Origin of the sequence: Caminicella sporogenes DSM 14501, assembly GCF_900142285.1 — a bacterium.
Taxonomy (GTDB): domain Bacteria; phylum Bacillota; class Clostridia; order Peptostreptococcales; family Caminicellaceae; genus Caminicella; species Caminicella sporogenes.
This window is the reverse complement of sequence record NZ_FRAJ01000009.1, coordinates 17641-32023: the sequence shown is the minus strand read 5'-3', so window position 1 is coordinate 32023 and position 14383 is coordinate 17641. Positions and strand designations below refer to the sequence as shown.

The 14383-nt window shown below is 29.8% G+C and carries 9 protein-coding genes; all 9 read right to left on the bottom strand.

Annotation, left to right across the window (positions count from 1 at the left end; genetic code table 11):
- Nucleotides 1-258: 258 nt before the first annotated feature.
- The 9 genes from BUA90_RS06185 to kamD all read right to left on the bottom strand — a co-directional run bounded on the left by BUA90_RS06185 (nucleotide 259) and on the right by kamD (nucleotide 14381).
- A complete protein-coding gene (locus tag BUA90_RS06185) occupies nucleotides 259-1614 on the bottom strand; it encodes an S-layer homology domain-containing protein (RefSeq protein WP_072966686.1) in 1356 nt (451 codons plus the stop codon).
- Between the two features lie 128 nt (nucleotides 1615-1742).
- Nucleotides 1743-3221 (bottom strand): S-layer homology domain-containing protein, encoded by a 1479-nt coding sequence (locus BUA90_RS06180; protein WP_072966684.1) that lies wholly within the window; start codon nucleotides 3219-3221, stop codon nucleotides 1743-1745.
- 154 nt (nucleotides 3222-3375) lie between these two features.
- Nucleotides 3376-5040 carry a hypothetical protein gene (locus BUA90_RS06175; protein WP_072966682.1) on the bottom strand — a complete coding sequence of 555 codons (1665 nt, stop codon included), beginning with the start codon at nucleotides 5038-5040 and terminating at the stop codon, nucleotides 3376-3378.
- Between the two features lie 245 nt (nucleotides 5041-5285).
- Nucleotides 5286-8351: an efflux RND transporter permease subunit gene (locus BUA90_RS06170; RefSeq protein ID WP_072966680.1), complete on the bottom strand. Its 3066-nt coding sequence runs from the start codon at nucleotides 8349-8351 to the stop codon at nucleotides 5286-5288.
- 13 nt (nucleotides 8352-8364) lie between these two features.
- Entirely contained in the window at nucleotides 8365-9447 is a 1083-nt protein-coding gene (locus BUA90_RS06165; RefSeq protein ID WP_072966678.1) for an efflux RND transporter periplasmic adaptor subunit, read from the bottom strand.
- Between the two features lie 111 nt (nucleotides 9448-9558).
- Nucleotides 9559-10137 carry a TetR/AcrR family transcriptional regulator gene (locus BUA90_RS06160; protein WP_072966675.1) on the bottom strand — a complete coding sequence of 193 codons (579 nt, stop codon included), beginning with the start codon at nucleotides 10135-10137 and terminating at the stop codon, nucleotides 9559-9561.
- A 262-nt stretch (nucleotides 10138-10399) separates the two neighbouring features.
- Entirely contained in the window at nucleotides 10400-11683 is a 1284-nt protein-coding gene (locus BUA90_RS06155) for a dicarboxylate/amino acid:cation symporter (RefSeq protein ID WP_072966673.1), read from the bottom strand.
- A gap of 380 nt (nucleotides 11684-12063) precedes the next feature.
- A complete protein-coding gene (kamE, locus tag BUA90_RS06150) occupies nucleotides 12064-12825 on the bottom strand; it encodes a lysine 5,6-aminomutase subunit beta (RefSeq protein WP_072966671.1) in 762 nt (253 codons plus the stop codon).
- Nucleotides 12825-14381 (bottom strand): lysine 5,6-aminomutase subunit alpha, encoded by a 1557-nt coding sequence (gene kamD / locus BUA90_RS06145; RefSeq protein WP_072966669.1) that lies wholly within the window; start codon nucleotides 14379-14381, stop codon nucleotides 12825-12827. The genes kamE and kamD overlap by 1 nt, the downstream gene beginning before the upstream one ends.
- Nucleotides 14382-14383 lie beyond the last annotated feature (2 nt).

Here is a 14383-nt window from a genome sequence, read left to right as displayed (position 1 = left end):
AGTGGTGAGGCCACCCCTACGGGGTGACCTACCTAAATCCGCTTCTTATATGTTATGGGGCAGGGCACCCATCCATATAGGGTGCTCATTTGCGCTCTTTTTTTATATAACAACTATAACAGTATATAATGATTTGTTTTATGAGTCAAGGCTTTTTTAAAAGTTCAAGCTATCAGCTGTCAGCTCTCAGTTTCTAGAAAAATTATTTAGAGTCTTAAAAACTCTAATTCTTTAATTTTTAATTAGCCATACATCTTTTTAAAACATAATATCTTTTACTCTAATAAACACTACATATTTATCATCTTTTATAAAGTATTCTACTTCGTCTCCTTCTTCTAATAGACTAGTACCTCCTAACTGATTATTTTTATATACTACTGTGTCGTACTTTTTATTATTGTTTATATCCGTTTCACATATTATGTCATATTCTTTTCCATCATTATCTCTTATAGTAAATCTATCGATAAAATAAAAATCATTATCTTTCCAGTGTTTTTCCCACATTTTTAAAACTACTGTTCCATTATAAACTTTTATTTTTTTATTCTTTTTTTGTACTTCTTTTATATAATTTAATACTGAAGTTCTATCTTTTACCTCTGCATATATAACTTGATTGTTTTTTACAATATACTCTATCTCATCTCCTATATTTAATGCAGAATAATCTCTCAAATTTCCATTTTTGTATACCACTATGTTTTCATCGTCTTTTTCTAAATAACCTTTTGTAATCTCTATAATATTAATCTTTCCATCTGAATTTACAATCAGATATTTTATTTTTAATACATTTTCTCCATTTATATTAACTACTTCATTTTTTTTATCTACAATTATTCCATGAAAAGACAAAAGTTTTCTTTTCGCATAAAGCCTATTTTCAACTTTACTTAGTAAGCTTATCAGTTCTCCTCTAGTAATATTTTTATTCAACCTCAAATACCCATTTTTGCCACAATAAATCCCTTCCTGAAGCACTGCTTCTATCATACCTAAGTCTTTATACTTAATGTCTTTAAAATCCTTATAGTTATATACCATTTGAATATCATCATTAATAGGTTTTAAATCTATTAAATTGCCTATCCATATCAATAATTGTTCAAGAGTTATGTATGAATTTCCATTGTAGTAATTATCATCTTCGCTTATTATTTTATTTTTTAAAGCTGTGTTAGTATAAGCTTCATTTGTATAACTGTTTATCATATCTTTAGCTTGAAATTCTCCTAAACTGTCTGCCATGTCTGTTTGTATTTTTCCTTCAAGTCCGTACATTCTAACTAATAAATTTATTGCTTCCTGCAGAGTTGCATATTTATTTGGTCTTATATTCTTATCCCCATATCCTTTGATAATCGATAGTGCTGCCATTTTTATTATATCCCTTTTATATCTGCTGTTATTTATATCTTTGAAAGAAACATTCTTTATAAGATTAGAACCATTTTTATAAGCTTTGTAAGTATTATCAATTGTTTTATATGATTCTATAGATAACCCTTTCAGCTGCGGTCTTAATTTTTCTTGTGCATAGGCATAAGAATTTATATTTGTAGAAAACATAACTATAAAACACATAAATATTAATAAAATTCTTTTCATATTTATCACCTTTTTTTATTAGTTCCTAGTTACATGTTGCAATTAGTTCTCGGTTCTCAGCTCTCGGCTCTTGGTTTATAGAGTCAACCCTTTGGGAGCTTTATAACTTTTAACTCTTAACTCTTAACTTAATTAAAAAGTACTATATTTTCTCTATAGTCTTTTTGAAGGTCTTTTTCTAAAAATTCCAGAAATCTTACAAGCATGGCAGACGCCTCTGCTCTCGTCATCACTTTGTTAGGATAAACTCTGTTGTTATCATCTCCTCTGATTATACCTATTTCTCTTGCAACATATATACTGTCTCTTGCCCAATCGGGTATATTTCTATCATCATCAAAAGATGTAAAATACCCCGGATTAGGTGCTTTGTTGTTAAATCCTAAAGCTCTAATTATAATCGTTATTGCTTGAGCTCTTGTCAAAGGTCCTTCTGGATTAAATATTCCACTAGATGTACCTTGTATAATTCCTTTACTTAAGCCCTCTTTAATATATACATAATCTTTATCATCAGCAGAAATATCTACAAATGGAGACTTTTCTACTTCCTGCTTTGTCCTCCTGCTTCTCCTATCTTTTTTATCTATGAGAGTTCTTATATCACAAGCCTTTATTATAGCTCTTGTAAATTCTAAACGTGTCATTGGTATATCCGGTGTGAAAAACTCTGATTTTTCATCAAATACATCTAAAGAATAAAGTTTTTCTATGTAACTTTCAGCCCAATGTCCATTTACATCTCTAAATTTAGGAACTATAAGTCTTTCTATTTTAGGAACCATTTTTTTGCTCAATTCTATTTCTCCACTATTTCTTCTATCTTTATAAGGTATACCATCTTTTAATCTAGGCAAGTTGTACTCGTATTTTGAAATTATTTCTCTATCTGTTACTTTTATATATCCTCCATTAAAACTAGATAAATTAACCATGTTATCAGAATACTTTAACTTTTTACTTAAGCTATCTGAAACTTGTACTTTAACTGTTCCATTCCAATTTACTTTAGTATCATCAGTTTCTTTTTCATAATTTATATAATAATTTAAAATTTGTGTTTCTGTACTTCCCCAAAAGTTTTCATATCCTACATCTCCACCTGAAATATCTACAACAACTTTACCTTCATCTTTATTAATAGTGTAGTATTTTCTTCCTTTTATATTTCCTGAATAAAAATCTGAAGCAGGTCTTTTATCTATAATATCTGATTTTGAAAATTGATAATCTTTAAGCTCAAATTTATCATCACCTATTTCTATCTTTTCACTAAATTTAGTTAGAGAAGTCTGTCCTATAGCTTGTCCTTTATCGTTTCTGTTGTTAAATTTTGTTTCAACTGTAATATTTCTAGTTAGTTTACCTTTTATGGACTTATCTTCAGGCTTAAGGTCAAATCTATAATTTACTGTTTTTACATCATTTTTTTCTCTTTCGTTTATTTTTATTTGTCCAGTAAATTTTATAGGCTCTCCTGTTATAAATACAACTTCTTCATATTCATATTCATCATTTACCCCTCCTGTAAATCCAACAGGTGAAGCATATGAATTAAAAGATAAAAATACTAAAAATATTATTGTAAATATTAATATTTTTTTCAAAGTATCACTCCTTATGCATTAGTTCTCAGCTCTCGGCTGTCAGCTCTCAGCTGTCAGCTGTTATTAGCTCTTAGCTCTCAGTTCTCAGTTCTCGGCTCTTGGCTTATAGAGTCAACCCTTTATGGTTTTTTAATTCTTAATTCTTAACTCTTAACTAATCTTTAACCACTATCACTTTACACTGCATGTCATCTCTAACTATATAAAGTCTATCTCCTGCTTTAAGGTCTTCAGGATTTATAACCTTGTTTTCCTTTATTATTAAAGCATCTTCTATTCTAAGTTTTAAAAAGCTATTTTTCATCATCCATTTATTTTTGCTTCTACTCCAATCTCTAGCATTAGCAAGTTTAATAGTATATCCTACTAACGAATCTTCAACTGCATCTTCTATTACTACTCCAGTTGTAACTCTCTGCCTTAGTAAAGAATCTAATTTTTCTTTAACACTTATTGCAATAATTTTATCTCCATCTGTATACATATATCCATACCAATCTCTCAATTTATGTTCCTCTGCATAATCGCTATCTTCATCTACTGCATAATTTTCAGAATAAAAATCTTTAGTTGATATTTGTTTTTTGTTTTCAAGGTCATATATGTAAGTATCTTCATCATAATAAAATTCTTTTTCTTTTCTGAAAGACCTCCATTCGTTTTTCTTAAGAACATAGAAATCTTTACCTATTAGTTTATCTTTTACAATTTCGTCTAATCTTGCTACATAGATGTAGTTCTGTCCTATATTAGAATTATTTATACTTTCATTGTATATATATACTACATCAGCCATATATAATCCATTTCTGCCGTCAGCTATTATAAGTGCGTCAGACTCTGGATTTATTGAATATTTATCTACTATCCTATCACTCTTTACGAATATCGTTCCATCATTAAAAGATATATTTCTCTTATTTGAAAGTTCCATAGACTCACTGTACCAATTTATCTTATCTATCTTTGAAGTGTAAATAGTTTCATATTTACTTTTTATAACCATTCTTTCTATTTTTTCTTGTCCAAAAATATCTTTAACTACAAAGTAAATCGTTCTATCCTTATAAAATTTTAAATTTTCATATGATACTTTATTCCCTCCAATAAATATTGGAATTTCATCATTGAAATAAATTTTCATGGTATTTTGATAGTATTCCCATGCACCATTTTTAAGTTCTTTTATATCACTTAATATTAAAAGATTTTCCATTTCATCATAATTTGTAAGTTTTCCTTTATATATCTTTTTTATCAGTATAGATTTGCCTTCTATTTCTATTTTGCTGGCAATACTTAAGTTAATATCATCAAAAAATACTTTAACACTATCTCCTATACAAATCACACTTAAATCTACATTTTTTCCCGATTTTAAAACTATAGTAGCCGGTGAGGTGAAAAAAGTCATTTTTTCATTGTTAAATGATTTTATTGTAATTTGATTTCTATCTATTTTTTGAACTACTCCACTTCTCATCTTGCTCTGCGGTTCTATATATCCCATTTTGTCAGTTGAATAGCTTTCCATATATGAAATACTTCTTCCTTTTAACTCTGCATAAATTTCCATGCCCGGTTTAAAGTCTTCAAGTTTTACAGGCACTCCATCTATATTAAACTTTGTATTTAATAATATATTTAATATATGCAGTGTTCCATCATACTCTTCAATTATTATTTTATTATTGTGAATTTCCTTTATATATCCTTCTATAAATTTATCTCTATAAGAACTATAAGAATCTGCAAAGGAAGTAAGTAAAGTAGTAAGTATAAGTATAAAAACTGTAAAAAATAAATATATTTTTTTCATATGTCAAACCTCCTGTGTATAGCTGTCAGTTACCTGCTCTCGGTTATCAGCTCTCAGTTCTCAGCTTAAGGTCTTTTAATTCTTAATTTTTAATTTTAAATTTTTAATTCTTACTTTTAACTCGTTTGTTATTAATATCGACATTTTTTAATCTCTACTTTATCTATTATATCATTGAAAAAACTTTAATAAAAATAAAACCTTGAAATCTAAGAAATTTTCAGATTTCAAGGTTTTAAAATGATTTATGCTTTAAGAGCCTTTCTTCTATTTTTAAACTTTAATATGAAATTTTCTATCAAACTGTAGATAACAGGTATTACAACCATAGTTAAGAAAGTAGATACCAATAATCCAGTCATCAAGGATACAGCCATAGGAGCAAATAAATCACTTCCTGATAATGCAAGAGGTACTAATCCCATAATAGTTGTAGCTGCACTCAATATTATAGCATTAAATCTCTTGTCTACTGCATCAACACAAGCTTCATCTATTTCATATCCTACTTTTCTAGCGTCATTTATATATTCTATAAGTAGTATACCATTTTTTACTACAAGTCCTATAAGGGCTATAATCCCCAAGAACCCTGTAAGTGATAACGGCTGATTAAATATATACAATCCAAGTATAGAACCTATAAGTGATAATGGTATTGTAACTAGTATTACAATAGGCTGAACGAATGAATTAAACTGTACTACCAATACAACATATATCAAAAATACAGCAAATACAGCCAACACCCCAACTATACCAAAGTTTTCTCTTATCTTTTCTCTTTCGCCATCAAATGTAATTTTAACTCCTGATGTATCAATAGTTTTTAATTTTTCCTCTAATTTATTTTCTATAAAAACAGGGTCGCCAGTAGGAAGTGTATCAGCTTCCACTGTTATAGTTTGTTTCCTATCATATCTCTTGATAGCATCAAGTTTAGATTTTAATCCTATATCGGCAAATTGTTTTAATGGTACTTTTTTACCTGTTACTGAAGATTTAATTTCAAGATTTTCAAGTTCATCTATATTTTTTACATTACTCTTTAAAAGTATATTGTATTCGTTACCATTTCTTCTAAATACTGAAGGTTTAGCACCATAAAGAGCTATATTAATCTGTCTTTGTATATCGTATTTAGTTATTCCAAGATTCATTGCTTTATCTTCATCTACTCTAACTTCATACTGATATGTTCTATCTTTCATATCATCTCTTACATTTTTTGTTCCTTCAATATTTCTTAAAATGTCTTTAATCTGTTCAGATACTTCTATCAATCTGTCAATATTTTCTCCTGATACTCTAGCAACTACCTTAGCTCCCGGAAGTGCCAATTGTAAAAGATGTACTGTACATTTTCCACCTGAAATATTTTCATCTAATTTCTTTTGTATATATTCTGCAAAATCTTCATTTGTCTTAAATCTTCTGTTATCTCCTTCTCCAAGATTAAATTTAATTACCATCTGAGCATAATCTTGTGAAGGAGTTGCAGGTGGAATTGTAACATAAAACTTAGGAATTCCATCTCCAATCGAAACTGTATACCCAGTTATCTCCTTTTCACCAGACAAAAGCTCTGTAACTTCATCTGTAAGTCTTTCTGTAGCATCCATATCTCCGGCAACTTCTGTTTCCATTTCTATATAAAATACATTTTTATCTGCATAAGGGAAAAACTCTGCCGGAAGCATTGGCATAACAACTTTTATTACAAACACTAAAATTATAAACGCTCCAATAGTTGTTAATAATCTTCTCTTTAATCCTAATCTTAAAGCATTTTTAAAGAATTTCCTTATAACACTTTCTTTTTTTCTTTTCTGATTACTCTTTTTAAAGAATACTGCTGACATAGCAGGTGTTATAAACATAGCCACTATATAAGCCGCAATAATTGATATGATAAGTACTTGTGGTATCGCTTTTAGAAAATCTCCCGGTGCTCCCGGTATTCCAAGTAATGGTGAAAATGCTGCTATCGTTGTTAAAGTCGCTGTAAAAATTGGTACAGCTGACATACTCGTTCCCTCAAATGCAGCTTTAAGTTTTTCTACACCGTTATCAATTTTTACTTGAATAGTATCACTTATTACTATAGCATTATCCACTAGTACACCTAATGCAATAATTAGTGCAGTTAATGATATTTGATGTATATATATACCCATCAAATACATTACTCCAAATGTCATAAGTATAGAAAGTGGTATAGCTGTAGAAACTACTATGGCATTTCTAAGCCCCATACCTAAAAATACTACTATAATAACGAAAATAATACCTTCAACTAGATTTATCATAAAGTCATTTACAGACTTACTTACATCATCTGGCTGATAAATAACTTCTTCAACTATTAAATCTTTTGGAAGATTTGCTTTTACTTCATCAAGTGCCCTTCTAACCTTTTTTCCTACTAAAACTATATTTTTGCTCTTTTTAAAGTATCCTGTTAAAAGTACTGCATTTTTTCCGTCTTGTTTATATTTCTCTACATTTTCTTCAAGCCCCATGTATACATCTGCAATATCTGATAGTCTTGAAACTACTCCTGTTTCAGGTGATACCCCTATAATTGTATTTCTTATGTCATCTATTGATGTATATATACCCGGAGTTTTTACCTTTATCTTACCGTTCTCCGTTTCTATATCCCCAGAAGGTATTTCAATATTTTGTGCTTTGAGTATTTTATATAAGTCCTCTAAGGATAACCCTAACTGATTAAGTTTTTTAATATCTACTTCAACCTTTACTTCTTTATCAAGTTCTCCTTCAACATTAAATTTTGATATGCCATCTATATCGGATAATTTATCTTTAAACTGTTCTCCAAAAGATGCTAATTGTTCATAAGTATAATTTTCACCTGATAAACTTATGATAATACCTGCTGTTTCTACTAAATCTGTGTTAATAATACTGTCCATTACTCCATCTGGAAGTTCACTTTTAGCATCAATTACTGCATTTCTTACATCCTGCATTGCTTTATCTGAATCCGTTCCATTTTCAAAAGCTACAAATACTATTGAAAGTCCCTCTTTAGATGTAGATTTAGAATAGTCATATCCATCTATTTCGTACAGTTCATCTTCTATTTTCTTTGATACTAAATCATTTACATCCTTTGCTGACGCTCCGGGGTAGGGAGTTATTATCATAGCCATAGGTGCTGCTACATCAGGACTTTCTTGTCTTGGAAGCATGTAGTAAGAATATGCCCCTAAAAACGCAATTATTGCAGCTAAAAATATTGTAACTTTCCTTTTGTCAATTAATATTTTTATTAGCTTATTCATTTAACCTCCCCCCCTACTTTTGAATTTTCACTTTAGAACCATCATTTAAATTTTTCATACCACTTATTACTATAAGTTCTCCCGGTTTTATCCCTTTTACCATAATCTTATCTCTGTATATTTTCCCAAGTTCTACCGTTCTCTTAAAAGCTCTATCGCCTTTTACAATATATACATAATCTTCTCCATTAGACATTATACAAGAAATTGGTATCCATACACCTTTCTCTTTTCCTATATTAAATTGTACTTTTGCAATTGAACCCAATCTGAAATTTTTACCTTTAACTGTAACTTCTGCATTATATGTTCTAGTAGACTTATCAGGAGCTTCAGCTATATTAGTTATTTTTCCCTCTGCTTTTTCTCCATCTACATCTATAACTGCTCTTGTTCCTATATCTATCTTATTCAAATCTTTTTGAGCTATCCCTACATTTACTACTTGAGTATTACTTCTAACTATTACAACCGGATGTCCTTGTGGAACTAATTCTCTTTCCTCGTATAAAGTATCTACAATAGTTCCATCCTGATTAGCATAAATAGTTGCATCATCTATTAAGCTTAATTTATATTCATAATCTGTCTTTGCAGCTTCATACTGTTTTTTAGCCTGATTGTATGTAGCTTCTGATATGTCCAGTTTAAGTTTTACTTTATCATATTGGTCTTTTGATATACTTCCTTCTTTATATAACTTCTTCATTCTTTCAAACAAATCTCTGTCATAATTTAAAGAATCTTCTGCTTTCTTTATATTAAGCTCTGCAGATTGAAGTGTTGCTTCAGCAGCAGATAATTGAAAGTTCAAATCCTGCATATCTAACATTGCAAGTTTGTCTCCCTTTTTAACTTTATCTCCTTTTTCAACGAAAATTTTTCCCAATTTACCGCTAGTCTTAAAACTGTACTTGACAATATCTTTAGCATCAACTGTTCCTATATAATTTAAAGTAACCGGATTTTCACTCTCGTGTATTTCTAATACTTTAACGGCTCTTTGTCTTTCAACTATTTTTTCTTCTGCTTTTGAACAGCCAACTAATTGAAATGCCATAATTAAAATTAATAAAATTGCTAAAAATCTTTTCATTTTGCCCTCACCATTCCTTTCTGAAATTTTACATATAAGTTACAAGTTCCATATTCCAATTTCTAAGCCTTTAGTTTAAAATTTTTTAAAGTCTCTTTATAACTCTTAACTTTATTTTAAGGCGTTTAAACATATCTCTGTTAATCTTTTAACTTCGCTTTCGTTAAATTTATTTTCTTCACTATCTAAATTCATCGCTATATAAGTAAACGGTATAGTAAATATGACAAGCTTTACTTCTTCCAATGTAGTTTTGGAATTAATCTCATTATTTTTAATTCCCTGTTTTAAAATACCACTTATAAGTCTATTTATTTCTTTATTGTTATCTCTTCTTTTCTTTATTTCATAACTCTGATCAAATACAAGCGTATAAAAAAACTTGGCTAATATTGGGTCATCCGTAGCAACTGTAAACAGCATATTTATAAAACTAAAAATAATTTTTTCTGCTGTACTTTTTTCATCCAGCATTTTAAACATGTTTTTAAGCAGCTCTGAATTGCTCTCTACAAGGTCCTCTATCAATTCATCTTTACTACTATAATGACGATATAAATAACCATTAGAAACCTTTGCCTTTTTAGCAATATTACTTATAGAAACCCCATTATAACCACATTTTACAACAAGTTCCATAGTAGCCTTCTTTATTCTCTCCAGTTTTTTCGGATCTGTTATTCTCGCCATAATATTCCCTCTTTTTAATGAATGAATTTTCATTTATTATAATATATGTATTCATTCAAAAAGTCAATAATGAATTTAATTTTAAGTTATAGTTATCAGTTCCCTGTTTTAGATTGCAAATTCTATATTTCTAAGTGATTTTTTACAAATTCTTAAAAATATTAACAGCTGATAAAATAAGCAGGTAGTTAACTACCCGCTTATTTCTCAATCATATATTTATTATTCTCTTAAATGATTTATTACTTATATACCTTTTACATTATGCTGCAACTTTATCTTTTTTAAACATTCCGCCATTTTCAAATGTATCTCTGTCTAAATCGCCTTCTATACCAGCAACTGCAGTAGCAACAACTAAATCACCAAGTGCATTTGTTGAAGTATGTGCTTGATCGACTATTCTATATATTCCTGCTACCAGTGCTATACCATCTAAAGGCAGTCCCATACTTGTCAAAAGTGCTATACTAATCAACAGTCCAACTTGCGGTACTGCTGCACATCCAACTGACAATAAAGTTGCTTGTAAAACCAACATTGCCTGCATCTTAAAATCTAAAGGTATATTATATATTTGTGAAACAAACATAACTATTAATCCAAAATATATTGAAGTACCATTCATATTTGCTGTAGCTCCTAATGGCAGTATAAAACTTGCATTTTCTTTTGGCAGACCTATTTCTTCTTTTGCTACCCTCATAGTTACAGGTAGTGTAGCCATAGAACTACATGTACTAAATGCTACCAGCCAAGGCTGAAACGCTTTTTTATAGAATTTTATTGGATTAACTTTTGCAAATACTACTAAAACTAATGTATATATTAAAGCTATATGAATAAAAGATGCTAAATAATCTGACAGTATAAACTTAAATATAGGACCAAATATTTTTATACCAAACTTTGTAGTTGCCTTTGCCATAAGTCCAAATACTCCATATGGAGTAATTTGAACAACTATATCAGTTACCTTAAACATAGTTTCAGATGCTCTATCGACAATGTCAATGAGAAGCTTTCCACGTTCACCTAACATCAGCAATGCTGCTCCAACAAATATACTAAATGAAATAATATGTAGCATTTCTCCTTTAACCATCGATTCTATAGGATTTTTAGGAAACATGTTTAGTATAGTTTCTCTTATACCCGGAAGCTCTTTTACTTTTACTGAATTACTTATTTCACCTAGTGTCAATCCAGTACCCGGTTTTAAAACTTGTGCTACTATAAGTCCAATTGTTACTGCACAAAATGCTGTTCCTAAAAATAAAATTATTGTTTTTATACCTATACTTCTCAACTTCTTAAGGTCGCTTAAATTAGAAACACCGCTTATTATTGAAAAAAATACGAGAGGTACTATTACCATTCTTATTAATCTTAAAAATAAATCTCCTAAAAAACCAAACCATGGAACTATTTGAGCAACAAAAGCGTTTTCCTCTCCGCCCAACTTACTCAATACAAAACCTACAATTGTACCTAATATCAATCCTAAAAATATCTTATGAAATAATTTTAATTTGATTTTTTTCACATTTTTTCCTCCTTATCTGCTAATATTATTGATAATTATTTAACAAATATAGTTAAACTTATCCCCTCCTTTTCCTTAACATTTTAACTAATATGATTTAAAAATTTATAAAAAAACAAAAAACCAGTATAAATATGAATATTTTAATATACTATTCATACTCATACTGGTTTTTATTTGTTAAGTAATGTTGGGTTGCAACACCACTACAAATAAAGCAGTACTTTCTAATATCTGTATTTATATTTAGTTTTTATATTTTTTAGAAAATATTGTATCTTATTCCATTGTAAATTATAACTCATTTCTTTTAATTTTTCAAGATTGTTTTTAAAATTGGAAATTTTACATAATTATAATTTATATATCTTTTTGTTGTCCTATTTAAGATGTAGCTTTCTTCTAACCATTTCAGTTACTATAAATGACGCTACATGTTCTGCATAAGTTCCTCTACCAAAACCTGCATCATAACCTAGTTCCTTTGCAAGTTCATGACTTATTCTGGGTCCACCACAGCACAGCACTATTTTATCTCTTATGCCTTCAGCTTCAAGCAGTTCTACTAACTGAGTTAAATTAGGTATGTGAACATCTTTTTGTGTTACCACTTGAGATACTAGTATTGCATCAGCATTTAATTCTATTGCCTTTGCAAGTAATTCTTCATTAGGAACTTGACTTCCAAGATTATATGCCTTTATTCCCTTATACCTTTCAAGTCCATAATGTCCATTATAACCTTTCATATTCATTATGGCATCTATACCTACTGTATGTGCATCTGTACCTGTACAGGCTCCTACTATGACTACATCTCTTTTAATATTTTCTTTTATGAAGTCTTCTACTTCATATTTGTCCATAACATTAACATCAACTTTTGGTACTTCTATTTTTGTATAATCAACGGTATGCTGACATTTACCATAAACGACAAACATCGTATATCCTACACCTAAATCTTCTGCATGTACTACATTTGGTTCTTCTATACCCATTTTAAGAAGGAGATGTCTGGCAGCTTCTTCAGCTTCTGGTCCGTTTGGCACAGGTAAAGTAAATGAAAACTGCATCATTCCGTCATTTAGAGTATCTCCATATGGTTTTACTCTAGTTAAATCAACTTTTTCAACTGCCATTATCGAACACCTCCAATCATCAGTTCAATAAATGGATTGAAATATTTGTCATCTTTTAGTGTTACTCCATCAAGTCCTTTTCCACCATCAAAAGCTCTTTTTACTCCAGCAAATTTTCCTTGTTCAAGAATATTAAACAGACCTTCTTTTTCTATTTCTTCGAGCATATCAGCAGCTTTTTTAAGTACTTCTTGAGCTCTTGTTTGAATTATTCCTCCTTCTTTAAAGGAAATTTCATCGCCTAAATTTCTCATATTATTGAAAATATATTTTGCATTTTCTATGGATAAAGCTCTGTCTTGTAAAAATGGAGTATGAATAGCTTCTGTAAGCATACCCAAAAGTTGTATTCCTTGATTTGTCATAATAGCTACCATATTGAAAAGTGCATCTTGAATATGTCCTCTAAATATATTTCCTGTCATGAACTTAGTCGGTGGCATATATTTAAGCGGTGCATTAGGGAATATCTCTCTAGCCATTTGAGCTTGAGCAAGTTCCCATAAAAATCCGTTTTCTATACTTGGATTCATTTCAAAAGCATGGCCAAGCCCCATCTGTTCCTCTGGAATTCCTGCTTTAAGTGCAAATTGTTCATTGATAAATTGAGAAGCTAAAACAGTATGTGCTTCCTCAACTGCATCTGCTGTTGTCAAATAATTATCCTCACCAGTATTTATAATTATTCCAGCAAATCCATTAATTATTCTTGAAAAATACTGGTCTATAAGAGTCCTCTGCATATTTATATCTCTAAATAGTATTCCGTAAAGTGCATCATTAAGCATAACATCTAGTCTTTCCATAGCACCCATAGCTGCTATTTCAGGCATACAAAGTCCTGAACAGTAGTTACAAAGTCTTATATATCTTCCTACTTCTTTGCTTACTTCATCTAATGCTTTTCTCATAATTTTAAAGTTCTCTTGAGTTGCATAAGTTCCCCCAAAACCTTCTGTAGTTGGTCCATAAGGAACATAATCTAAAAGACTTTGAGCTGTAGTTCTAATTACAGCTATAATGTCTGCTCCTTGTTTTGCTGCAGCCTGTGCTTGAAGTACATCTTCATATATGTTTCCAGTTGCAACTATTACATAAAGATACGGCTTTCTTCCTTCTCCTATTTCTTTTAAATATCTTTCTCTAGTTTCTCTATTTTTCTTTATTCTATTTACCATATCAACAGCAAGTTTATTTATTTCTTCTTTTATTTTTTTCTCTTCTGCTATAGGGAGTTTCATTATATCTAATTCCCCAATACTTACAGCTTCAGCAATTTCTTGAGGAGTTTTTCCCGTATGCACAATTGCATTTCCCAGCCAATAAGCTACTCCTCTAGATAATCCTCCACCTTCTTTTATATGATCTACTAATACATTTGGAAGAGGTCTTTCTATATCATCTATACCATCTATACCGAGAAGTCTTGCTATTGTTCTCTCAACTGAAACAGTAGTACGCTTATCTATAAAACTCTGAATATCTTCTGCTATATTTCTAGCCGAACTTCGAGCTTTTTCTATTAACCTCCTATCGAGATTTAGCTTACTTGCCATAT

Excerpts from the sequence above, each read along its gene's own strand:
- kamD (WP_072966669.1), bottom strand. The coding sequence starts at position 14,381 with ATGGCAAGTAAGCTAAATCTCGATAGGAGGTTAATAGAAAAAGCTCGA.
- BUA90_RS06170 (WP_072966680.1), bottom strand. The coding sequence starts at position 8,351 with ATGAATAAGCTAATAAAAATATTAATTGACAAAAGGAAAGTTACAATA.
- BUA90_RS06185 (WP_072966686.1), bottom strand. The coding sequence starts at position 1,614 with ATGAAAAGAATTTTATTAATATTTATGTGTTTTATAGTTATGTTTTCT.
- BUA90_RS06175 (WP_072966682.1), bottom strand. The coding sequence starts at position 5,040 with ATGAAAAAAATATATTTATTTTTTACAGTTTTTATACTTATACTTACT.
- BUA90_RS06165 (WP_072966678.1), bottom strand. The coding sequence starts at position 9,447 with ATGAAAAGATTTTTAGCAATTTTATTAATTTTAATTATGGCATTTCAA.
- BUA90_RS06160 (WP_072966675.1), bottom strand. The coding sequence starts at position 10,137 with ATGGCGAGAATAACAGATCCGAAAAAACTGGAGAGAATAAAGAAGGCT.
- kamE (WP_072966671.1), bottom strand. The coding sequence starts at position 12,825 with ATGGCAGTTGAAAAAGTTGATTTAACTAGAGTAAAACCATATGGAGAT.